This is a genomic window from Alistipes sp. dk3624 (assembly GCF_009557455.1).
Lineage (GTDB): Bacteria > Bacteroidota > Bacteroidia > Bacteroidales > Rikenellaceae > Alistipes_A > Alistipes_A hominis.
In genome coordinates, this window is record NZ_CP045651.1 from 1 (window position 1) to 22,835 (window position 22,835).

General features: G+C 52.7%; 17 protein-coding genes and 1 tRNA gene. 9 read left to right on the top strand and 9 right to left on the bottom strand.

The features are described from left to right. The 6 genes from dnaA (at position 1) to GFH31_RS00030 (ending at position 6,383) form a co-directional block, all read left to right on the top strand. Positions 1–1,416: a chromosomal replication initiator protein DnaA gene (gene dnaA / locus GFH31_RS00005; RefSeq protein ID WP_055204531.1), complete on the top strand. Its 1,416-nt coding sequence runs from the start codon at positions 1–3 to the stop codon at positions 1,414–1,416. 148 nt (positions 1,417–1,564) lie between these two features. After that, on the top strand, positions 1,565–2,026 hold the full coding sequence (gene bcp, locus GFH31_RS00010) for a thioredoxin-dependent thiol peroxidase (protein WP_055204532.1): 462 nt from the start codon (positions 1,565–1,567) through the stop codon (positions 2,024–2,026). 40 nt (positions 2,027–2,066) lie between these two features. Further along, entirely contained in the window at positions 2,067–3,083 is a 1,017-nt protein-coding gene (gene recA, locus GFH31_RS00015; protein ID WP_055203983.1) for a recombinase RecA, read from the top strand. A 128-nt stretch (positions 3,084–3,211) separates the two neighbouring features. After that, positions 3,212–5,440, top strand: coding sequence for a RelA/SpoT family protein (locus tag GFH31_RS00020; RefSeq protein ID WP_101570771.1), 2,229 nt, complete (start codon positions 3,212–3,214; stop codon positions 5,438–5,440). 2 nt (positions 5,441–5,442) lie between these two features. Then, positions 5,443–5,922: a hypothetical protein gene (locus tag GFH31_RS00025; RefSeq protein WP_101570769.1), complete on the top strand. Its 480-nt coding sequence runs from the start codon at positions 5,443–5,445 to the stop codon at positions 5,920–5,922. An 11-nt stretch (positions 5,923–5,933) separates the two neighbouring features. Beyond that, positions 5,934–6,383, top strand: coding sequence for a DUF2867 domain-containing protein (locus GFH31_RS00030; RefSeq protein ID WP_153498022.1), 450 nt, complete (start codon positions 5,934–5,936; stop codon positions 6,381–6,383). Between the two features lie 401 nt (positions 6,384–6,784). Here the strand turns inward: GFH31_RS00030 and GFH31_RS12830 are convergent, their stop codons facing one another. Both GFH31_RS12830 and GFH31_RS00040 read right to left on the bottom strand, forming a co-directional pair. Beyond that, a complete protein-coding gene (locus GFH31_RS12830) occupies positions 6,785–7,183 on the bottom strand; it encodes a hypothetical protein (protein ID WP_228385772.1) in 399 nt (132 codons plus the stop codon). 482 nt (positions 7,184–7,665) lie between these two features. Then, positions 7,666–8,337: a recombinase family protein gene (locus tag GFH31_RS00040; RefSeq protein ID WP_153498023.1), complete on the bottom strand. Its 672-nt coding sequence runs from the start codon at positions 8,335–8,337 to the stop codon at positions 7,666–7,668. Between the two features lie 514 nt (positions 8,338–8,851). Between GFH31_RS00040 and GFH31_RS00045 the strand changes: the two genes are divergently transcribed. Further along, positions 8,852–8,922: transfer RNA gene (locus GFH31_RS00045), tRNA-Cys, on the top strand. 403 nt (positions 8,923–9,325) lie between these two features. Here GFH31_RS00045 and GFH31_RS00050 read toward each other — a convergent pair. Then, on the bottom strand, positions 9,326–11,080 hold the full coding sequence (locus tag GFH31_RS00050) for an Ig-like domain-containing protein (protein WP_153498024.1): 1,755 nt from the start codon (positions 11,078–11,080) through the stop codon (positions 9,326–9,328). A gap of 1,378 nt (positions 11,081–12,458) precedes the next feature. Between GFH31_RS00050 and GFH31_RS00055 the strand changes: the two genes are divergently transcribed. Continuing rightward, positions 12,459–12,854 (top strand): hypothetical protein, encoded by a 396-nt coding sequence (locus GFH31_RS00055; protein ID WP_147387395.1) that lies wholly within the window; start codon positions 12,459–12,461, stop codon positions 12,852–12,854. Positions 12,855–12,924: 70 nt separating this feature from the next. Here GFH31_RS00055 and araJ read toward each other — a convergent pair whose 3' ends face one another. Together araJ and GFH31_RS00065 are read right to left on the bottom strand one after the other, a co-directional pair. Beyond that, positions 12,925–14,073 carry an MFS transporter AraJ gene (araJ, locus tag GFH31_RS00060; protein WP_101570746.1) on the bottom strand — a complete coding sequence of 383 codons (1,149 nt, stop codon included), beginning with the start codon at positions 14,071–14,073 and terminating at the stop codon, positions 12,925–12,927. A gap of 126 nt (positions 14,074–14,199) precedes the next feature. Then, positions 14,200–15,810 carry a BACON domain-containing protein gene (locus GFH31_RS00065; RefSeq protein ID WP_055204024.1) on the bottom strand — a complete coding sequence of 537 codons (1,611 nt, stop codon included), beginning with the start codon at positions 15,808–15,810 and terminating at the stop codon, positions 14,200–14,202. 499 nt (positions 15,811–16,309) lie between these two features. On the opposite strand from GFH31_RS00065, the gene GFH31_RS12995 reads away from it, so the two are divergent. Further along, the gene (locus GFH31_RS12995) at positions 16,310–16,468 is read left to right on the top strand and encodes a hypothetical protein (protein WP_153498025.1); all 159 of its coding nucleotides are present in this window, start codon (positions 16,310–16,312) and stop codon (positions 16,466–16,468) included. 42 nt (positions 16,469–16,510) lie between these two features. Here GFH31_RS12995 and GFH31_RS00075 read toward each other — a convergent pair whose 3' ends face one another. The 4 genes from GFH31_RS00075 to GFH31_RS00090 form a co-directional block, all read right to left on the bottom strand. Continuing rightward, positions 16,511–17,752 carry a phosphatase PAP2 family protein gene (locus GFH31_RS00075; RefSeq protein WP_125147158.1) on the bottom strand — a complete coding sequence of 414 codons (1,242 nt, stop codon included), beginning with the start codon at positions 17,750–17,752 and terminating at the stop codon, positions 16,511–16,513. A 47-nt stretch (positions 17,753–17,799) separates the two neighbouring features. Then, positions 17,800–19,743: a sensor histidine kinase gene (locus tag GFH31_RS00080; RefSeq protein WP_101571587.1), complete on the bottom strand. Its 1,944-nt coding sequence runs from the start codon at positions 19,741–19,743 to the stop codon at positions 17,800–17,802. A gap of 17 nt (positions 19,744–19,760) precedes the next feature. Beyond that, positions 19,761–22,127, bottom strand: coding sequence for a TonB-dependent receptor (locus GFH31_RS00085; RefSeq protein WP_153498026.1), 2,367 nt, complete (start codon positions 22,125–22,127; stop codon positions 19,761–19,763). A 276-nt stretch (positions 22,128–22,403) separates the two neighbouring features. Then, entirely contained in the window at positions 22,404–22,820 is a 417-nt protein-coding gene (locus GFH31_RS00090; RefSeq protein WP_055204030.1) for an ACT domain-containing protein, read from the bottom strand. Between the last annotated feature and the right edge of the window lie 15 nt (positions 22,821–22,835).

Sequence of the window (22,835 nt, forward strand, 5' to 3'; positions counted from 1 at the left end):
ATGATAGTTAATAACCAGACATACGGTGATGTGTGGCAAAGTTGTTTGACCCGTATCCGCGAGCATACCTCCGACGAGGAGTTCGCCAAATGGTTCAAGCCGATCGTGCCGCTTGATTTTGACGGGGTGACCTTGAAACTGAAGGTGCCTAATGAAAGTTATGTGTACCATATCGAAAAACACTTTATTCCGCTTTTGCGTCCGATCATTCACCAGATGTTTGGCTTGAAGACCAAGCTGCGTTATGCCGTGCCGCGTACCGAACAGAGCGCTCCTACCGTAGTGACGGATGCCGACATGACGGCCATCAATACGTTCGTCACGCAGTCCGATACGACAAATATAAAGAATCCTTTCGTTATTCCGGGGATTCGCCGGATCGTAATCGACCCGCAGTTGAATCCGAACTATACGTTCGATACGTTCGTGGAGGGCGAATGCAACCGACTTTGCCGTTCGGCCGGGCTGTCGCTGGCCGTGAATCCGGGCAATACGCCTTTCAATCCCTTATATATTTACGGAGATTCGGGGTTGGGAAAAACGCATATCGCGCAGGCGATCGGCATGGAAATCAAGCAGCGCAAGCCGCAGATGCAGGTGTTGTACGTGTCGATGAACAAATTCCAGGCGCAGTTCCAGAACGCCGCGCTGAAGGGGGAACTGAACGACTTCATTCATTTCTATCAGATGCTCGACGTCCTGATTATCGACGATATTCAGGAACTGGCTGGGAAGGATAAGACGCAGAACGCTTTTTTCAATATTTTCAACCACTTGCACCTGTCGAACAAGCAGTTGATCCTGACTTCCGATAAACCGCCCGTCGAGCTGAAAGATATCGAACAGCGGCTGATCACCCGCTTCAAATGGGGGCTTTCCACGCAACTGTTGCAGCCCGATTACGAAACCAAGGTGAAGATCATTCGTAACAAGGCCGTGAAGTTGAATGCGGAGGTGCCGCAGGAGGTGGTCGAGTTCTTGGCCGAGAATATCAACGCCAATGTCCGGGAGATCGAAGGGGCGCTTTCGTCGCTCGTGGCCAATGCCTCGTTCCTGGGCAAGAAGATTTCGATCACGCTGGCCCGCGAAATTCTGAAAGTATACGTGCAGTTCAATCAGCGGGAAATCACGATCGAGCATATCCGCAAGGTCGTTTGCGAATACATGGGACTCAGTGCGGAGGTGTTTAATTCTCCGAAACGGACGCGCGAGATCGCGCAAGCGCGCCAGATAGCGATGTACCTGAGCAAGCAGCACACGAAGGCTCCGCTGACGACCATCGGCGCGGCGATCGGCGGCAAGAACCATGCGACGGTGTTGCACGCCTGCAAGGCGATTTCGAATCTGATGGAGACGGACAAGGTGTTCTGCCACCAGGTGGAGGAGATCGAGAAGAAGGTGCTTGCGCGGTCGTAGCGCTTTTCGGAAAAAGGTGCGCTCCGTAGCGGGCGACGCGGTGAAAAGTTTTTCTGGCGTTATATTTGACCGGAAAAACTTTTTGACTTTCCCGGAAATGTGTATCTTTACGAACAATAGGCACCGGAATTTTTAAATGCGAAAGAAAATGGCAAAACTGAAAACGGGAGATCCCGCTCCGGCTTTCGAAGCGGTCGATCAGGACGGCAATATGAAAACGCTGGCCGATTACCGCGGCCGCAAGTTGATCCTTTATTTTTATCCGAAGGACAATACGCCGGGTTGTACGGCCGAAGCGTGCAGCCTGCGCGACGGACGGGATACGCTGCGGCGAATGGGCTTCGAAGTGGTCGGCGTGAGTCCCGACAGCGAAAAGTCGCACCAGGGCTTTATCGCAAAGCAGGGGTTGAATTTTACGCTGTTGGCCGATACGGACAAAAAAATCGCGGAAGCCTACGGCGTGTGGGGCGAGAAGAAGTTTATGGGAAGGACGTTCATGGGGATTCTGCGGACGACGTTCGTGATCGACGAACAGGGCGTGATCGAGAAGATTTTCGATAAAGTGCGGACGAAGGATCACTTCGAACAGATCGTCGAAGCTTACCAGTAAAACCGGAAAAATTTGAAACAAGACTACTAAACGAAAAAATATGGCAGAAAAGGAGAAGCCTCAGGTGAATCCTGAGAAGCTCAAGGTATTGAGCGCCGTGATGGATAAGATCGAGAAGGATTTCGGGAAAGGCGCCATCATGAAAATGAGCGACCGGGCGGTCGACAAAGTCCCGGTCATCCCGTCCGGGTCGGTAACGATCGACCATGCGCTCGGGATCGGCGGGTATCCGAAAGGACGTATTATCGAGATTTTCGGCCCCGAATCGTCGGGTAAAACCACGCTGGCTATCCACGCGATCGCCGAGGCCCAGAAAGCGGGCGGAATCGCCGCATTTATCGACGCGGAACATGCTTTCGACAGCACGTATGCGCAGAAGCTCGGCGTGGATATCGACGACCTGCTGATTTCGCAGCCCGACAACGGGGAGCAGGCGCTGGAGATCGCCGACCACCTGATCCGTTCGAGCGCCATCGATATCGTGGTGATCGACTCGGTCGCCGCGCTGACGCCGAAGGCCGAAATCGAAGGCGAGATGGGCGAATCGAAAATGGGGTTGCAGGCGCGACTGATGTCGCAGGCTTTGCGTAAACTGACGGCCAATATCAGCAAGACGGGAACCGTTTGTATTTTCATCAACCAACTTCGCGATAAGATCGGCGTGGTTTACGGGAATCCGGAGACTACGACGGGCGGTAATGCGCTGAAATTTTACGCCAGCGTCCGGGTCGATATCCGCAAGGCTTCGGTGATCAAAGACGGAGAAGAACAGATGGGCGCGCGGGCGCGTGTCAAGATCGTGAAAAACAAACTGGCTCCCCCGTTCCGCAAAGCGGAATTCGATATCATGTACGGCGAAGGAATTTCGAAGATCGGCGAGATCATCGACCTGGGAGTGGATCAGGGAATTATCAAGAAGAGCGGCTCGTGGTTTTCTTACGGCGACAGGAAGATCGGACAAGGGCGCGATGCCGTCAAGGAGGCGTTCAAGGCCGATCCTGAGTTTGCGGCCGAGGTGGAGGCCAAAGTGCGCGAAGCGCTTGCCGCCGCCGGTTAGCGGGCGCGGGTGCGGTACGGCCGGCGGGAGACACAGCCTGATTCCGTCCGGGGCGTACCCGAAAACATGTTTTGTCTTGTCCTCGGCGGGCAAGGGATTGATGTCGGCGTATGTAAAACGGGAGATTGATGGGTTATTCGCAGGAAGATGAACGCATGATTGGCGAGCAGTTTGACAAACTGATGCGGAGTTGTGCCAAAATCTGTAAAAATGAATATGACAGGGATCTGATCAAACGGGCCTTTTTCTTGGCGAAGGAGGCTCACGAGGGAGTGCGCCGCCGTTCCGGGGAGCCTTACATCGTGCACCCGCTGGCGGTGGCCCGGATCGTCGTGGATGAAATCGGCCTCGGCGTCAAGTCGGTGATCGCGGCCTTGTTGCACGATGTCGTCGAGGATACCGACTATACGGTGGAGGATATCGAAAGCCGTTTCGGACCCAAAATCGCGCTGATGGTGGACGGACTGACCAAAATGTCGGGCGTTTTCAAAACCAGCGCTTCGGAGCAGGCGGAAAATTTCCGCAAAATGCTGCTGACGCTTTCCGACGACGTCCGGGTGATCCTGATCAAGATCGCCGACCGGCTGCACAACATGCGTACGCTGGAATCGATGCCTCCGCATAAGCAGATGAAAATCACCAGCGAAACGATCTATCTGTTCGCTCCGTTGGCTTACCGCCTGGGGTTGTTCGCGATCAAAAGCGAACTGGAGGATCTGTCGTTGAAATACCGTTTCCCGGAAGATTACCGGCAGATCGAAGCCAAGATCCAGGAAACCGAAGCCGACCGGTCGAAATTTATCGAAAAATTCAGTCAGCCGATTATCGAGAAGCTCAAGGGCAACGATATCGACTTCGAAATATCGGGGCGCGTCAAGTCGATCTATTCGATCTGGGCCAAAATGCAGCGCAAGCATATCGCTTTCGAAGAGATCTATGATCTCTTCGCGATTCGCATCGTGTTCCGGCCTTCGCCGCTGATTCCCGAAAAGTCGCAGTGCTGGCACATCTACTCGTTGGTAACCGATATTTACAAGCCGAAACCGGATCGGATCCGCGACTGGGTGAACATTCCGAAAGCGAACGGTTACGAGGCCCTGCACTCCACGGTGATGGGGCCTGACGGCGTGTGGGTCGAGGTGCAGATTCGTTCGCAGCGGATGGAAGAGATTGCCGAGCGGGGATTCGCCGCGCATTGGAAGTACAAATCGGGCGAGTTGTCGAAGGAGGAAGGCGAATTCGACCGTTGGATGAAGCAGGTGCGCGAAGCGCTGAACAGCCCGACGGACAATGCCGTCGAATTCCTCGACAATTTCAAACTGAGCCTTTATACCTACGAGATCGTCGTGTTTACGCCGAAAGGCGATTCGCGGACATTGCCTCAGGGCGCTACGGCGCTCGATTTCGCTTATGAGATTCATACGAAGATCGGCAACAGCGCGATGGGCGCCAAGATCAACCGGAAGATCGAATCGATTTTCGCACCGATCAGCAGCGGCGACCAGATCGAGATCATCACGTCGAAAAATGTGAAGCCGAAGGCCGAATGGCTCGATCATGTGATTACGACCAAGGCCAAGCAGTCGATCATGGTTTTCCTGAAAAAGGAGAATCTCAATAACATCGCTAACGGGATCGTGCTGTTCGAAGGAAAGCTCAAGGAGTTCGGCATCGTGCCGAGTGCCCGCGTGTTCCGGAAAGTGCTGCCTGCTTACGACTGCGCTACGAAGGACGAGTTTTACAGCAAGTTGGGGGCCGGCATCCTGAAACTGGACGGGATCGAAAAGATCCTGCGCGACAATCCTGCCAATAAGATTTTGAAATTCTGGACGTTGCAGATACCGAATCCATTCAAGTTCCTCGGAGGCGACGATAAGAAAAAAGGGAAAAAGGTAATTGACGGCGCATCGCCGGAGGATGCGGACGATCCGGAGTTCGAGATCGCCCCGTGTTGCAATCCGATTCCGGGCGACGAAGTTGTCGGTTACAGCAATCCCGATACGCACAAGATCGACGTTCACAAGAAAAACTGCAACGAACTGATTAAACTGGCTGCCCAGCACGGCAATCGTCTGACGCCGGTCACCTGGTCGAGCCACAAGGCGATGTCCTACCTGTCGATCCTCGAGTTGCGCGGAATCGATCGGATCGGGATCCTGATGGAACTGTCGCAGGTGATTACCGGCGAGCTGAACACAAACATCCGGGAGTTGCATATCCAGAGCCACGACGGTATCTTCGAAGGGCGGATCAGCCTCTATGTGAAAAATATCAAGGATCTGAAGATGATTATCGACAAGGTGATCCGGATCAAGGGGGTCGAGCAGGTAAACCGGGTGGAAAATAAAATCGAATAGCTATGGATCTGAAAGAGTTGCTTCCGGTACTTCTGATTACTGTCTTCGCAATAATTTCCGCTGCGAAAAAGAAAAAACAACCGGTTTCCGAAAGCGAGGAGCAGGCGGATACCGCTCCGTCCGATTCTCCGTGGGACGACCTGATGCGCGAACTTAAAAAAGGGGGCGGAGCCGATACGGAATCTGCGGCCGATTCGCGTCCGGTGCAGCGGACTGTTCCGGATGCGGACGCGCTGCCGACGGAGATGCTGTCTTACGACGACGAGGCGATCGAAGCGTTCGAGAACCGTACGGTCTTTTCGTACGACGACATGGTCGGAGATAACGCGCCGGAGCCGATGTCTACCGCGGATCAGGGGAATTCCCCTACTCCGCAGCTTGCTACGGAGCCGGAACCGGCTTCTTCCGAAAGGGCGTTTCCGGGCGGTTTCGATCCGAAAATGGCCGTGCTGTATTCCGAAATTCTCAAACCGCGTTTTTAAATTTTTTCAGCATGTATTCCGATGCGGATTCCGCCGAACCGATCCGGGCCGATTATTCGGACTCTTACAGTCTCGACGTAAGCTCCGATGCGGAATTGCGTCCCGGGAAACTGTTGGAATCCGTTTTCTCCGATACTCCGCGCTGGGTGAACGGGCTGATGAAAATCCGTAATGCGCTCGTTGCGCCTTTCGGTTTGAAGACGGGAGAATCCCGTGTTTTCCGGAAAGCGATCGTCGAAGAATCGGAGCGGGAAGCGGTACTGTCCAATGACGATAAACATTTGATCTTTACGGTCTCGCTCAGCGTGCTCCCCCGTCCCGACGGGGTGCGGCGAATCAGTATTTCCACGGCGGTGCAATACCATAACCGGCTCGGCCGGATCTATTTCGCACTGATCCGGCCGTTTCATCGGATCATCATCCGCCGTATGCTGCGCCGGATCGCTTCATCGGTCGGCTGACGGCAGCGTCTCCCGGACAGGATTACTCTTTTTCGATAAAGGAGCGCTATGTGCGGTAGCCGTCTAACGGGGCGTGATGCACGAAGGTGCAATCAATTGAAACGAAAGTTGAATATCGTTTTGACAACTCGTTTTCGCAAAATTTAAGGGCGTAAAAAACAAAAGCGACATAACAGTCGCTTTTGTTTTGTTTGTGTACATAGTTTAACCCCTATCGGGTAATCGGTGTTTTATCGGGTTTGGGTCACTCCAACTTGACCCCCTGCCTTATTCGGCGACAACTTCCCATTTCAAATCGCCACCGCCTTCGATCGTCTGCCACTTGTAACCCGTGGCCGGTTCGTAAACGACCGAGGTTGTATGGTTATAAGCTTTGCCGCTGAATTTACCGCCTTTGAGAATTACGCTTCCGGTCGGCAGATCAACGTCATTGTCGCCCGACACGACAGCGCTCGTTCCCTCGATCTGCAACCCCCCCCGGACCGGTCATTGGCTGCGGAAAACTCTCCGCCCGTAATCGTGACTTTCGCGCCGTTGGTTATATATAACGCATAAAAGGCATCTATCTGCCCCGGCGTATTTACCGTGTAATACTTGCCACTGCTGATGACCGCATCCTGACAACTTTCAATGGAGATGCCGCCCTGAATGCCTTTGACCTCGCAACCGTCGATTCTTACTTTCGAGCCGAACAGACGCATTGCGTAAGCCCAGTGCGTACCGTTATCCTTATTTGAGGAAGTAGATTCGAAATAACTGTCAACAAGGGTGATCTCTCCGCTGGCGACGTCGCGTCCCATACCGCAGACGGTGAACTCGCCCGAAATGATCCTGGCGTTCTTTATGGTTACATTCGCATCATTCCAATAAGCGATTGCCGCACTATTGTAAGGATGCCCCGTTGATGAGTTTCCATGCCAATGGTATTCGGGGTCGTTAATCCAGGGTAACGCCGTCGATAACGCACTCTCCGCCCATGACATGGATCAGCGATTTCTGGTAGCCGTTACCCAGGTCGCTGTTGTCCTCCGAAGTATTGTCTATCGTACCCTCCCCGGTCAGAGTTAGGCCCTTTTCAGCCGTCAGGAAGTTGGTTTACAACAGCAAACTTACGGAAATTAGAAACGATTTCCAAATAAATATTGCAAATATATATCACACAACAAATTGCCAAAAGTATGTTTCATTGCTTTTTAGGTTTACACCTCCTTTTATTCATATACCACGAGATAACCAAGAATTAAGCCCGAAGTTGTATCTTCGGGCTCTTGAAATACCACGCTCAGGTAAGCGTTTGTAAGCGATTGCTGCGGAAACGCCGTACCCGTCGCATTTCTTTCTCCCGGAGAGCTTGCTGTACCGATGGGTAGCTCCGGCGGAATTTATCGAAGGTGTCCCGCGAGAGATCGAAACGTTTGCATATGTCGGTGACGGATTTGTCCTGATGCAACATCCGGATAACGTGCTGCCGATTCTCGGTCAGCACGTTGAACTTCGTATAACTGCCCTTTCTGCGGCCAAGCACCACGCCTTCGGCTTTGCGTAGGGCCAGCGCCTCTCTGGTGCGCATCGAGATCAGGTTGCGTTCGATTTCGGCGACCAATCCGAATGCAAAACAAAGCACTTTACTGTTAATGCTGTTGTCGAATGTGTAACCCTCTTTGGTCGTGTAAAGATTGATCTCCTTTTGCAGGCACCTGCCCATGATCGCCATCACATCCGTGAGCGTCCGGCTCAGGCGCGAGATTTCCGTTACGATCAGCGTATCACCCCGTTTCATCTTACGGAGCAAAGTCCCAAGTTTGCGGTCCTGTTCCCGTTTGCTGCCACTGGCCACTTCCGTAACCCAGTTGTCTACGATCCAATTCCGACTCTCGGCGAAACGCCGGATCTCGTCCTGCTGGTTGCCCGGATTCTGTTTCCCGGTGCTTACCCGTAAATAACCTATTATCATATTTCGTTTGATTTTTCTGGGCAACGTCGCCCAGGCGCACAAGGTATGATTATGGTTGTACTTGCTGAATTTTCACCGTTTCCCGGCATACCGAGAAACGTATTGAATAACAGAGACCGGATCTAAATCACGCTTTACTACTCCCTGAAACACAAAAAGTCCAAAATAAATAATGAAATGATTACATCAGGTGGTAAGCGATGGATGCAGGAATCGTTTATTGAAACATGCCGTCACAAAGTAAATCGGGCAGAGAAGAGAAACAGTACAATTACCGGCTGATCTCCAGTTGTGTTCTCCCTGTGTTGGACGGCGAAAAAGTTCATATCGGCCGAATGTCCGCCACGCTTCGTTGCGAAAGGTGCCGAGATCGATTTTATATTTCGCGGTACGTTTTATCCGTTTCCGAACAAAAGCAGCACACCTTAAAGGAATATCCGTATGAAAATGGGAGATTTAGTCCTGTAAAATTTTGGGCGTATGAAATATTATCGTATATTTGCACTCCCGAAAGGGTCTGATGGCCGAGTGGCTAGGCACAGCTCTGCAAAAGCTGCTACAGCGGTTCGAATCCGCTTCAGACCTCGACAAAGCCGCCTCACAGTGCACTGTGAGGCGGCTTTGTTTTAAATTTGTACGGCATTTTATTTGATGGAATTAAAAACAGATAGGACAATTTCCGTGATAATATCACTTAGCAATCATCAAAAAGGGTATGACAATAGCTGGGAGCATTTACAATCCCGAATCTGAGTAAAGAAATATGGACAAAATTAAAAGAATATAGATTCATAAACGATAGTGAATTTCCGGGAATCCGTGCAGATATTTTTATGCTTTTACCTCGTATTAACTGCTCCGCAATGGCAAACACATAAAATCAGAGCATCCCACATTCGGAGGGATGCTCTTTCATATAATTTGCGTATCGTTAAAAGATAGATTAAAAAGTTATATCGTAGTCTGTCTTCTTTAGTTATACAAGAAATTAGCGGTAGGTAAACGAATAGACGGCCGAATTCGTACCGCGATCCAGTTCGGTATCTTTTCTGTTTTTGATCTCGTATTTATATCCTGCTTCAGGGTATTCGGGATGGACGGGTTCATTACCTACCACGATGTCGTATTCATGCTTGATTTTGGCCACGGTTGCGTGTGCTGTGACCGAAGCGACCGTACCGTCGTCGTTAAAGACGTAATCCAGGCGCTCCTCCGTGTCCTCGACATAAGTGTAGTATTCGTAACTCTTATGAACCTTCACATTGGGCTCCGGATAGCCAGGAGTAGCGACAGAGGCTTCTTCATCGTCACTCCATCCGGTAAATATTGTCGTGTAACGGTCCATACCGCGACCCGCCAGGCGCAGCAGAGCCAAGCGCCCGAGCCGGCCCGGCACCTCTCCGTCTTCGGTTTCTTCCAATAGCATATCCGGTAAAAAGAGCATATTGATGTCCAGATTCAACTTGTCGTTCGGCGTCTGGTTGAAATATTGCTCGAACCCGGACACTTCGTCCGGCTGAGCTCCGTCGGAATAGGAACCGCCCGACAGCACACCGTCTTTATAGGTATACGTGTTCCACGTATTGGAGTAGGCGACGCGCGAGATACGGTCTTCGTCGTTATATTCTATCTCATAGGTGTAAAACTCATAATTATCTTCGTCATGGGAATAGGGATGCGATTTGCCCTGTCGGATGTATCCTTTGTCGTTCAGCAGGACGTCGTAGGTTTGTGTTCCGGCGTCCGACCACCGATCCTCGATGCGGAGACGATCCGGTGCCGAGTAGTCGATGTTGCTGACCAGTTGGCTCGAACCTTCCGGATCGTTGGTGGGGCGGATGTCGATCGTATATGACGAAACGCGATTATGGTCGTCGTATTCGAACGTATAGGTCGCCTCCTCTTCATCGTGATCCGAAGTGGGGAGTTGATTCCAATAAGTTACCGTGCGTTCGATCCGGCTGACAAGAGCGTAGCTCGAGGGATCGGGTACGACAGGTTCGTCGTTGCCCACCGTTACCGCGCAAGAGGCCGACACTTCTTTGTTAGAGGAAGAGGTAGCCGTAACGGTCGCCGTTCCGTCGGCTATCGCGGTGATTTCGCCGGTTACGGGATTTACGTCCGCAACGGCAGGGTTGCTGCTCGACCATACCACCGATTTGATCGTGGCGTCGGTAGGCTCTACGGTGGCGGTCAGCGTCGTTTTAGCTCCTGCATCCAACGAAAGTTCGGTTTTGTCGAGGGTAATCTTCGTCACTTTGACCGGCGGCTCGTTCTCGCTGCCGTCTTGCTTGGTTCCCTCCTGAACGACCGTTACGGTAAAGGTGTTGTTGCCCGAACGGATGGTAATCGTCGCCTCGCGCCGTTCTCCCGTATAGTTCTGGTCGATCTCGATGCGGAGCGTAATCGTCCCGGCCCCGCCGCTATAAGCCTCCTTGTCGCCGTTGTAGAGTTTCAGCCAGACTACGTTATTGCCGTTGTTGTCGGCAGCCCGTGTAACGGATTTTGTTTGTACGGATGCCAATGCCGAAGCCTGCGCCTGCACTTCGTTCACGGTCGCCGTCCAGGGGGCGCTGGCCGTGAAAGAAAAGCCGCCGCCCGTACTCTCGTTATCGGCATAGGCGTTTTGCGTAAGTTGTTCCTGTGCGGGCGGAGTGAACGGCTCGCCTTCTCCGCCTTCGTTTTTGCTGCAACCGGCAAGAATCGCCGTTGAAAGCATCAATAAAAACAGATGTTTTTTCATTTGTATAAATCATTTCCGCCCGTCCCCCGGCGGAGTTTTAGTTACACATAAAAAGACGTGGGACAGTACCTTTTTATCTGCTTCTGAGGTCTACCACAACCTGCGATCAAATAAATGAGTAAAGCCCACGTTTCCGCAGGCATTAACTTTACTCTTGATCGCTTTAAAAGTGGTAATTTCAGAAGCAAGAATAAAAGCTAACGCTTTTTATATTTTATGTCTTGTATATTTCCGTTTATGCCATAGGCTCGCCTTTAATTAATTGGTTTATCGCGGTAAATATACGAAAATTTGTCTAATATATTAATGAAATGCCGGGTTTAGGATTTATTTCATCCCCATTCCCCGACCCTGCTCGCGGTCTTTGATCTTGATTCCGATATGCTCCAAAAACTCTTTCGCCTTTTGCCGGAACCATCTCAGAATCGGTATTTGGTCGATGAACAGTTGAAACCCTCCGGGGCCTTTCTCATCCTTTGTGAGCCTCGCTTCGGCATTTTCTGCATCGAAATGTTGGGAGTGTTCGCTTGAATATAGACTACTGGAAAAACGGACGGGCCGCATGTTCACGAGATTACGGGCCTATCCGTCGGAGAACCCTATCGCTCGGCAATACTCTCCCCACTTGATAAGTTGAGGCGTTCGTCTTACTCTAACCTATTCAATGTTAAATTTAATACCCAAAACGCGAATTACAAAGAATTATCCGATTTACTTTGATTCAGATGAAATTCTATTGCCAGCCCAAGCCTGAAAAATCGTGAGCCGTTTATAAATATCTATTCTGACTAAAGCCAGAGGGAATATACATAGCATACGACCACGTTTGCGCTTTCATAGCAATAACGAACTCTTACATTTGTATTCCCTATATCCGATAGCGATTCAATTGCGGATTCTACCATTTACAAACGAAGCGCAATAGGTTCATCATTGCCAGACCCAATGCGGGTGCCACGGCAGTTGATATGGCCATCGAAAGTCCGTACATGCCCAGCCCTTCTCCCATGCGTTCATGCGGAATGATGTCCGTCACTCAGGTGGAGGAGGCGTTGCTCGATGCCGCGTGAAACAGTTTTCTTCTATCCGTATAAAATCAGATTGGCCGATTCATTGGTTTTCATATTGGATCTTCACGCCGGCGACGGCGCTTTCGTTCGGGTATTGTCTTACCGCCGAAGGAAGCGATAACCCCGACACATGTATATACTATCCTACCGGTTTCAGTCCCGTTTTGAATTACAAAGTTACTCCGCGGGGCCTTTTTATAATCCATAATTCGAAGGAGAGGAATTTCGTTGAACTGTCTGCATCGGATACTATGCCTTTGTTAAAGGTTGAGTTGCCTGATTACGTCGATGTAAAACGTCGATCGGTATTGGAGAAATATATGACTTCGTTGTGGAATTCATCGATTGCCTATCAAGAAGAACCGAAAATAGCCGTAAACGTGTCCCAGCTCGGAGATCTTTTGGAGATATATAAGCAGGGGCATGACGGGATCATTTCAATAATAGGCGAAGGAGGCGTACCGGACGTCATCCGGGGAGCGGATCGTAAAGAAATGATTGAACTTGTACGGCGAGGTAAAAATGTTCCGGATGGCTCTGATCAACTATTGGTATATGATCTTGACGGTACGATGCTTCGGAAATATAAATTGAATCGTCGCGTGAACGGATTCGATATAGATACGGTCAATCAGGTGCTGGTCATGGTGAATTCGAACACCGAAGCGCCGATGTATACTTTCCCGCTTCCGGAAGGGTTTTAGACCGTTTCTTATCTTTTTCAGACAGATTAAAGACACATATCAAATACGGATCTTTCGTCTTCCGCACGGTTTACCGACTCCGTTCGTATTTGCGGTGGAATACGGTCAGCAGGACGAAACCGGCCAGGGCGAAAGGCGCTCCGACCAAAGCCGGATACTGGTATCCCAATCCCGCATCCAGCGGCAATCCGCCGCAATAGGCTCCGATGGCGTTTCCGAGATTGAATGCTACCTGCACGCTTCCGGCGCCGAGCATTTCGCCGCCTTTGGAGTAGCGGATCAACAGAATTTGCTGCGGGCTCGATACGGCGAACAGTCCTGCGGTGCACAGACACATCAGCAGTGCGCCGAGCCAGGCCGTATGTGCGGTGAAGAACAGCAATAGCAAGATTACGAAGATCGATCCCTGCGAAACGGCGGCGACCCGGCCCGGAGTGAACCGGTCGGACAGACGGCCGCCGGTCAGGTTCCCCACGACCATACCGAAACCGGCCAGTATCATCAGCAGGGTCAGCCTGTCGGGGGAAAATCCCGAAACGTGCACTAACATCGGACTGACGTAGCTGTACCAGCAGAATACGCCGCCGTTGCCGAGCATCGTGGCGAAAATGAGCAGCCACGGGGCCGGTGATCGCAGGAAGCGGAACTGCCCCCGGAATCCCGTGTCCGGTAGATTTTCCACCGGCGGAATCCATCGCCAGATGTAGTAAAGGACGATCATTCCCCAGCATCCCACCAGCAGGAAAGTGACTCTCCATGAAAGCATCGAACTGAGCGCCGTACCCAGCGGAACGCCGAGCAGGTTGGCGATCGTCATGCCGGCTATCATGATGGAGACCGCTTCGGAGTCTTTCCCCTTGTCCGCCAGTTTTTCGGCAGCGATCGAACCGACCCCGAAATAAGCGCCGTGCGGCAGTCCCGAGACAAACCGAGCCGCCATCAGCGTCCAGAAATTCGGGGCGAGGGCCGCACAGACGTTTCCGGCCATGATGACGGCTACCAGTACCAGCAGGATGCGTTTCAATGGGTGTTTGCGGGCCAGGATCAGCATCGGGGCGCCTACGCATACGCCCAGCGCGTAGGCCGAGATCAGGTGTCCGGCTTCGGCGATGCTGACGTGCAGGTCGGACGCTATGTCCGGCAGAATCCCCATCATCACGAATTCGGCGATCCCCAGCGCCAGGGTTCCGAAAGCCAGCGCAATAAGACTCTTTTTCATCGACAGACGTTTTTCCGGCTGCAAAGGTAATAAAGCGAAGCGTCCCGGAGAAAAGATTTTATGAAACAAGCCAGTCCGTTCGCAAATGAACGGACTGGCTTGTTCGGATACGTTTTTTCTGGAGGATTATTCGTCCAGTTTGAACGTGATCAGCAATCCTTTGTGGTCGCTGGGCCAGTGTCCTCCTGCGGGGGCGATGAATTCGTCCTTGCTGTCGTTTTCCACCCGCTGGCTACGGACGATTGTGCCGGACGGCCCTACGATTTGGGCTTTCTCGACGCTGAGCCCCTGTCGGGGATAGTAATAAACGAAATCGATCCGGTCGCGTTCGTCGGCATCGCCGGCCCATACCAGCGTGCTTACGTCGACGTCTTTGTTATCGGCCGGCCAGGTAAGCCCCGGATAATCCACGACGTTCGGATACGTTTCGCGGTAAGCGTCGATGAATCCGTTGTCGTACATCAGCATGGAGCTCTGCCAGTTCACTACGCAGCCGTTGTGGTCCCATAGATCTTTCGTATCGGCCTGCCAGTCGAGGTGGGAAGGTTCGTTCAGGTCGCCTGCGAAGAAGACGAGCGCGCCTTTGGCGATCTCGTTTTTCGCATCGTCGATGAATTGCTGGGTCGACTGCGGACGTCCGGACAGCCGGTTGCGTTCCAGGATCAGGGCTACGTCCGTATTCGGGCCGGTAGCCATTTTGCTCCAGTCGCCGTTGTTGCCCCCGTCGTTGTACCCGCGCGGGTAGTAGCAGGAGTAATAGACGTAGTTGGCATGTGAGGGATAGACGGCGATTCTGCGGCCGTCGACGTTGCAGACCCCTTTGAACATCCATTCGTTGATCTTCTGCGTTTCGGTAATCCGGTATTTCGACAGCAGTCCGCGGCCGTCCACGCGGCTTTGGTAATAGGTCAGCCCTTTTTGTTTCAGTGCGTCCACGAGCAGGGGCATGATCGCTTCGTCCCCGCCTTTGTACAGTTCGCAGAACGTAGCGAAATCGGGTTGCAGCGATACGATCTGGTCGACCAGCGCATTGAAAGCGTTCGGAACTTTCGTACATTCCATCCACAGGTTCAACTGCAGCAGCGTCAGCCTCGGCTCGCAGGCCTGCTTAACGGTTACCGTGACGTCGTTTCCTTTTGTCGGCGAGAACGTGATCGTGCCGGTACGTTCTTTGTCCGTATCGTTGGCCAGCACCTGGAACCGGATCGTGGAGTCTTTCATCGAAGATTTGGCTTCGGCCGGGAGAATCCATTTTTCGGCCGATTTGTCGATCGTGTGCTCGTATCCGACGTTTGCCGATACTTTGACGGCGATCAGCGTGTCGCCCGGTTTGAGGTTGAACAGTTGTTGTTCGATGACGACGCCTTCCTGGGTGTCCTGCGTGATTTTTATGCTTTTGCTTTCGGTGCCGCAGGTTACGGTCAGCGTCGCTTCGCGCGCTTCGTCGTAGGAGGTGTTTTTACCGACCGACAGGTTTATCTGGGATTTTCCGGCTTTTCCTTTCAGCGGAGTCGCATTGAGCCATTTGCCGCTTCCCGAAACGTAAACGACTTCGGCAGTCCACTCTCCCGGCGCTTCCAGCGGAACGTTTTTGTTGGCTCCGGCCACCGGAACCGCCCAGTCTTCTTCCGAAAACTGGAACGTGTAAGTTTCGCCCGGCGCTTCCTCGCTTTTACCGCATTCGTAGAACATGACGGACAAAACAGTCAACAAACTGTACAGAATTACTTTTTTCATCTAATTATTTTTTGATCGAAAATGTTGCATTTTTGTTAAAAAGTTTCACAAATATGCTAATTATTTTGCGTTTTTCGAAGATTTACTCTCGTTTTTAGCGGTCCGTTGCTCTTACCGATACGGCGATATGCAGCTTTTTCTTTTATGGTTCAGTACGTTGGAGGCCGTTGAAAAATGATCGTTTTGCAGGAATATATTTTTCATATCCTGTTTTTTTAACGTGTTTTTTTCCGATTTATTACCATCTTAACCGATAAAATATTTGGTTTTTTCGTTGAAACCTGGAGTCGTTCGACAATCTTTGTGAAAAAGTGTATCGCTGCCTTCGTCCGGGCGGGACGTTCGTTTTCTCGGTCGGGCATCCGGTCTTTACGGCGCAGGGACATGAAGAGTGGTATTGCCGGACAAGGTAATCGACTGCACTGGCCGGAGTTGTTTCAGTCAGGGGCGGCGCGTTTCGAACTTTCTCGGCGAACAGGTCGTAAAGTACCATAAAACGTTGACTACTTATGTAAACGGACTGATTCGACAAGGGTTCGGGATTACCGGGCTGGTCGAGCCCGAACCCGGCGAGAAATTGCTGAGAACCGTTGCCGGGATGAACGACGAGCTGCGTAGGCCGATGATGTTGATCGTATCGGCCGTTAAAGAGCGTTGAGGCGACGGACGTTTTCTGCGGGATGCGTCCGCCGGCTGCGTGTCAGAACATGATGCTGGCGCCGCCGCAGAGCGTGAGAACGTGCCGGATTCCTCCGCGTGGAACGAAACCGGAGGTGACGAGATCGTAGTCGGTAGAGAATTTCATCCCGAATTTGTGGTTGGCCAGGAACGTGACCGACAGGCCCGTTCCGAACCCGAATCCGTTCTTGTCGCCGATCCGGATGTCCGAAAGCCGACAGGAGGGATAGTGAACATATCCGGCGAGCAGTTTGCCGCCGACCAGCCAGCGGCAGGTCAGCGGATAGGAGAAAAACGGGCCGACGTACCCGGAGATCATGTCCAGCGATTCGTCCTGAAGGATTTTATCGACCGACAGGGGCATGTTGGAGATGGTCGCGCGTCCTCCGATCCCGATGTGGCGCGTGATGAACCAAGCGCCTTCGACGCCTGCCGTGCCTCCGGTCGAAAGCGACACTTCGCGGCCGTCTTCCAGCGCGTAGCGTCCCGGTGTCAGGTTGAGTCCCAGGTAAAGCCCGAAAAACGAAGGTTTGTAACCCGGATCGAAAGGTCTGTCCGGCAGTCGCGCATACGTGATCCCGCGACCTTTGAAGATCAGGTCGGCCAGGTAATACCCCACTTCGGTAGACAGAATGCCGATGCCGGCCCCTACCAGCACGTCGCTCAGCCAGTGTTTGTTGTTCATTTGTCGTGACAGGCCGGTGAGCGTGGCCGCCGTATAGGCGCCGATGCTGTACCACGGACTGCGGGTCATGCCGTACTCTTTGTGCAGCATGGTCGCGGTCATGAAGGCCGTTGCCGAATGTCCCGACGGGAACGAGTGGCGGTTCGATCCGTCCGGGCGCATCACTTTGACCGTGTGTTTCAGGGTGTTGACCGCGATCGCCATCAGCGAGGCCGAAAATGCGTCCGAAACCAGCATTCGTCCCCAGGAGCTTCTTCCCTGTATGCCGCCGATTTTCAGCCCCAGCATGGCGATGGCGGGGGCGTATTGCAGGTAATCGTCGTAATGGTGTCGGAAGGAGGGCAGGAAGTTGTCGCGCAGGCTGTGGAAATGCGAGTCTTCCCCTGCCACGATCAGTCCCGCTGCGATCAGCGGGACGGCCACGTAGGTCATGCGGTAGGTTTGCGACGAAGTGAACCGGTCCCATTGGTCCCGCGCGGGCGCTGCGAGGGCCGGCAGCGAGTCCTGCAGGCATGTACGGCGATAGACGGACGGGATCTGCCCCGAACTTTCGTATCCGGCAATCAATATCATCATCATCCCCAAGAACAGATTCCGAGAGAGCGTTATGTAACGGGAAATACGGGTCACGGGACAATCGGGTGCGAAAAGACGAACCGCGCTCCCTCAGTGTATTCCGGATCGATCCAGATGTTCCCTCCGAACCGCAGTACGATTTGTTTACAAATAGCCAGGCCGAGACCGGTGCCTTGTTTGAATTCGTTCAGTTTTTCGAATCGGTTGAAAACCCGTTCCTGCCGTTCCCGCGGGATGCCGCATCCGGTATCGGAAACCGAGAACAGAATCCGCCGCTGCTCTTTTTGTATTTCGAATGCGAGCGCGATCGTGCCCTTTTCGGTGAATTTGCTGGCGTTTGTCAGCAGGTTGATCAGCACCTGCGACAGGCGTTGCGAGTCGGTCTTCAGGATAAAGGATTCGACGGGAGGATTAAAAACGCACTCCACGCCTTTTTTACGGCCGTGGGCGGTCGTCGAAATGACCTGCTGACAGATGGCGACGATATTCTCCGGATGCAGCGTGAAACTGATTTTCCCCGTCTCGAGCCTCGAAATATCGAGAATATCCCCGATCAGCGTCAGCAGCAGGTCTGAATTCTGGTTCACGATGCCCATGTATACGTTCCGGTCTTCTTCGGAAATGGATTCGTCGCCCAACAGGGCGGAGAATCCGACGATCGCATTCAGCGGCGTCCGGATTTCGTGGCTCATGTTCGCCAGGAACGCCGATTTCAGCATGTCCGATTCCTCGGCTTTCTCTTTGGCGGCGATGAGCTCCCTACCCCGGTTCTCCAGGCTGATTTTCAGTTTTTTGTTCCGGTAGTAGAGGTAATACAAGAAGGCGATGAACAGCGAGAGCACGATGAAAATAACGATCAGGATCAGGATGTACGATTCGTATTTCTGCAATCGCGCCTCTACGGTGTCTACGACGATACTACCCGACGGCAGTTTATATTCCGCGATTCCGAACTCCTTGAGTTTTTGCAGGTCGAAACGATATTCGTTTTCCGTCGGATCGAAATGTACCGCCCGGGGTTTCTTTTTATAGAAGTCGGCTATTTGCCCGGCTATTTCGCTGGCTCCGTTTTCGTATTTGGGGATGTAGCCTCCGATAGCCCCGCTGCCGATCCCCGAGCCGCTGACCGAAAAAACGGGCAGGTGGGGTTGATCGGCCAGGAGCGTTTTCAGCGAATTGTCCATAAAATACTGGCCGTCCTGACCTACCCGCCAGGTGCCGATCAGCAGCACCGATTTGCGCGGCAGCCGTTCGATGGCTGCATAGGCCTTTTTCTCCCCGTTCCGCCCGTCGATCAGGGTGAGGGTCAGGTCGGGATGGCTGCTCATTTCCTGCTTGACCAAAGCCTGCAGCGAAATACCCCCGTAGGTATTGTCCGATAGGAATGCGATGTTATCTACGTTCGGGTAGAGGGAACGGATCAGGTCGATGTTTTTGGCGATGTCGTACCGGTTGAGACTTCCTCCCCCGTTTCCGATGCTGTCCGCCTGCCGTATCATATCGACGGACTCGGGCATCCATTTATCCGTAACCGGACGGTTCCGGTCCGGGAGCGGAATTCCGTTCGTGCTGGCGTAGCATCCGAAAAACGGAATGTCCTGGGGAAAGCTGTCCAGGGAGACGAACGATGCCCATGCCTCCTGACCGAGCAGGATAACGGCTTTCAGCCGGTTCCTGTCGTAGCGCTCCAACACCGAGATAAGCCGGTCTTTCCACAGATTGGCTTCCGCTACGCTTTTGCAACCCAGATCTTCGATCAGAATTTCGAACGGAACGTTTTCGTTGGCGATCTTATGTTCGAAGTCGGATATGAAACTCGACATGCGTCTGGTATCCGGGTTGTACGACGCGATGATCAGGATGGTGCCCTGATCCCCGGGACTGTCGAGGCTGTTTTTGGCCGCGATGCCGATCGGAAACAACAAGCTGACGAAGAGCGCGGCCGTCGCGCACCCGACTATGAATTTCAGCTTATTGAGTCTTCTGACCGACATATTTTTCCCCGATTTGGTTAAAACGATATCCTGAGGCCGGCTGTCCAGGTAATGCCGAATCCGTACCATACGACGGCGGTTTCCCGCGTATGATCCGATCCGTCCAGTGCGTCGGATATGTATTTCCGGTTGAACAGGTTGTTCACGTTGCCGAAAAGCTGCCCCCGAAAAGTACCCATTTTGAAATCGTAATTGAGGTTCAGGTCGACCGTCGAATAATCCGGCAGCTTCCAGGCTTCCGCCCTGTCTTTTTCATCCGTGCGGTCGGCTGCGGCGAAATCGGCATAGTGGCGCCCGTAGTAGTTGAAGTCGACGCCGAGGGTCAGTCCCGATACCGGCATACAACTGAGCCCCAGCATCGCGCTCGTCTGCGGCGCGTTGCCGACATGCAGGTTCTTGATGTAGGCGTGGTATTCCCCGATTTTTTCGTTCTGCTCGTTGAACAGGGTGAAATTCACGTCGTTGGTCCAGCGCCAGTCACCGATCGTAAAGAAGCCGTACACCCGCAGCCATTCGAGCGGCTGGTAGCTCGCTTCCAGTTCGATACCCATATGCCGTGCGTCGATGTTCGGGATACAGGCTCTGGGGCCGTTCCAACTGCCGATCGCCTTGGTCACGCTTTTGTCCATCCATTGGGTGTAGTAACCGTTCAGCATGACGCTCAGCGTCCGGTAATTGAATCCGTAGCCGATTTCGCCCGTCGCGATTTTTTCGGGGATCGGGTTCGACAGCGGCGTGTTGTCTACGAAGATGTTGTCCATCATCGGCGCTTTGGTTACGTAGCCGCCGTTGACGAATACGTTGTGCATTCCGTTGAAGCGGTAGTTGAAACCGGCTTTCACGCTGAACGGCACGAAATTGCTCCACGGGGTTTTTACGTTTGCAACGGGATAGGTCTCCTGGTTGCCGTACGTCCCGTATTTTCCGGGATCTTCGCGTTTGTAGGAGTGACTGGTCACGGAGGTCGAGACGAATGCCTTGTAGTGCTCCCGGTTGTATTCCAACTGGGCGAAAGCCCCCATCCACAGGATTTTGCTGAGATAGTCCTGGTTGACTTTGTCGCCTTCCCGCAGTTTCGTGTCCGGATCGCGCCATGCGAGTTTGTTGTCCTTGTAGTAGGCGCCTCCCAGCAGATCCGAAATCTTGTCGTAGTGATAGCCTTTATAATAACGCCCGTCGATACCGACCGTCAGTTTGAGCGATTTCGACAGTTCGTTCGTATAGGTGGACAGCAACCCGTACCAATCGTGCGAGTTGGTTCCCATCGTGAAGATGGCGTCCGAACCGTGGTCGGAGTTTTTGTTGTCTTCCATCACCGGCAGGTAGTCGATCAGTCCGTCCGGGGTCAGCGAAGTGTTTTCGTTGGGCCGTCCGGTCTTATAATTGTATTGCAGGCGGTTGGCGTCTTTGCCGTACACTTTTCGGCCTCCTCCCGTCGCATTGGAGACATAAACGGAGGTCGACAGCGTGGATTTGCCGTTGATCTGCCAGAAATGGTTCAGCGAGATTTGCGGCTTGTGGTATTCGTTATAGCCCGAATAGGTCGGAACGATCTGTCCGTTGATATAACCGTAACAGGTATTCATCCGGATGCCGTCTTTATGGAGGTCGTAATCTTCGATCGACTGTTTGTTGCTGCGCCGGTTATGCCACTGCGGCGCGCCGAAGGCCGTCAGCGACAGGATGTGGTTGCGTCCGAATTTTTTCGAAACGTTCGCAAAATAGCTCCAAGCTTCGAAATTCGTTCCTTTTACGTATCCGTCGCCCGTCGTGCGGGTTCCCATGATCGAGAAGGCCCACCCTTTCGGAAGCAGACCCGAAGAGAGGTTGAAGCCCATTTTCTGGTAACGGTCGTTCCCGATGCCGTAATACACGGAACCCTGCCGGTTGACTTCGGTGCTCTGGGTGACGATATTGACCGTCCCGCCGACCGAAAAGAGACCCAGTTTGGAGAGCCCGATACCGCGCTGTACCTGGATGCTGTTCGTAACGTCGGCCAGTCCCGACCAGTTCGACCAATAGACGCTTCCGTTCTCCATGCCGTTGACCGGGATGCCGTTGATCAGCACGGCGATGTTTTCCGAACCGAAGCCGCGCAGCATCAGCCGCGAATCGCCGAAGCCTCCTCCCTGCTTGGTCGCATAAATCGACGGCGTGGATTTCATGATTTCGGGAAATTCCTGATTGCTCAGTTTGGTCGCGATGTCTTTCGCGCTGATCGTCGACAGTACGACCGGCTCGACGCCTTTGTCATGTCCGTAGGAAGCCATTACTTTCACCTCTTTCAGTCCGATGGACAGGGTGTCCGCATCTTCCGGAATATTTTGGGCGCTTATGGCCGATACGCAGGACATGCAGAAGAACGGGAGCAGGAGTTTTTTCATTCACAGGAATGTGTAAGTACAATCGGTGCAAATTTAGAAACTTTTTCCGATTTACTGTGTCTTTTCGTCTTTCCTGCATGTCAATATTTTATCCGTTGATATACAAAAAGTTTTTCCGGATGGAATTAAATGCGGCCGGAGAATCTTTACGATCACTACAGGAGCGTTTTACGCCGAATCGTACCGGGTCGATTGCCGGAAGTGCGGAATAACAAAAAGCGGATGATTTTTCATCCGCTTTTTGTCGTTTTTCGATATATTGGAGCCGCTGCCCGTTTATTCGGAACGGAACGAAACCAAACGACATTTGCACCGGTTGAGCGTTTCGATACATTTGGCCACGTCCGTAGGACGGATGATCACGCTGGCCAGTTCCCCTTCGGAAAAGGCGTACATATATTCGATGAAGACCTGCTCGCGGGCCAGAATATCCAGCACCGGAGAGAGCGAGCCCGGCGTGTTGGGGCAGTTGATTCCCACCACGTCGGTGAGCGTCACCGCGAATTTAGCTTCGCGAAGCACCCGTTTGGCCGCTTCGACGTCGGAGACGATCATCCGCAGAATACCGAAATCGGCGGTCTCCGCCATGCTGAACGCATACATGTTGATGCCGTGTTCGCCCAGGATGCGGGCCACGTCGTTGATGCGTCCCGTCTTGTTTTCCAGAAATACCGATAATTGTTTGATCGTCATGATTATCCAGTTTTT

Bases quoted from the DNA above. Each gene is read 5' to 3' on its own strand.
- GFH31_RS00030 (WP_153498022.1), top strand. From the start codon at position 5,934: ATGTATTCCGATGCGGATTCCGCCGAACCGATCCGGGCCGATTATTCG.
- dnaA (WP_055204531.1), top strand. From the start codon at position 1: ATGATAGTTAATAACCAGACATACGGTGATGTGTGGCAAAGTTGTTTG.
- GFH31_RS00025 (WP_101570769.1), top strand. From the start codon at position 5,443: ATGGATCTGAAAGAGTTGCTTCCGGTACTTCTGATTACTGTCTTCGCA.
- GFH31_RS00080 (WP_101571587.1), bottom strand. From the start codon at position 19,743: ATGTCGGTCAGAAGACTCAATAAGCTGAAATTCATAGTCGGGTGCGCG.
- GFH31_RS00085 (WP_153498026.1), bottom strand. From the start codon at position 22,127: ATGAAAAAACTCCTGCTCCCGTTCTTCTGCATGTCCTGCGTATCGGCC.
- GFH31_RS00040 (WP_153498023.1), bottom strand. From the start codon at position 8,337: ATGATAATAGGTTATTTACGGGTAAGCACCGGGAAACAGAATCCGGGC.
- GFH31_RS12830 (WP_228385772.1), bottom strand. From the start codon at position 7,183: ATGGGACGCGACGTCGCCAGCGGAGAGATCACCCTTGTTGACAGTTAT.
- GFH31_RS00075 (WP_125147158.1), bottom strand. From the start codon at position 17,752: ATGATGATGATATTGATTGCCGGATACGAAAGTTCGGGGCAGATCCCG.
- GFH31_RS00020 (WP_101570771.1), top strand. From the start codon at position 3,212: ATGGGTTATTCGCAGGAAGATGAACGCATGATTGGCGAGCAGTTTGAC.
- GFH31_RS00050 (WP_153498024.1), bottom strand. From the start codon at position 11,080: ATGAAAAAACATCTGTTTTTATTGATGCTTTCAACGGCGATTCTTGCC.
- GFH31_RS00065 (WP_055204024.1), bottom strand. From the start codon at position 15,810: ATGAAAAAAGTAATTCTGTACAGTTTGTTGACTGTTTTGTCCGTCATG.
- bcp (WP_055204532.1), top strand. From the start codon at position 1,565: ATGGCAAAACTGAAAACGGGAGATCCCGCTCCGGCTTTCGAAGCGGTC.
- GFH31_RS00090 (WP_055204030.1), bottom strand. From the start codon at position 22,820: ATGACGATCAAACAATTATCGGTATTTCTGGAAAACAAGACGGGACGC.
- araJ (WP_101570746.1), bottom strand. From the start codon at position 14,073: ATGAAAAAGAGTCTTATTGCGCTGGCTTTCGGAACCCTGGCGCTGGGG.
- recA (WP_055203983.1), top strand. From the start codon at position 2,067: ATGGCAGAAAAGGAGAAGCCTCAGGTGAATCCTGAGAAGCTCAAGGTA.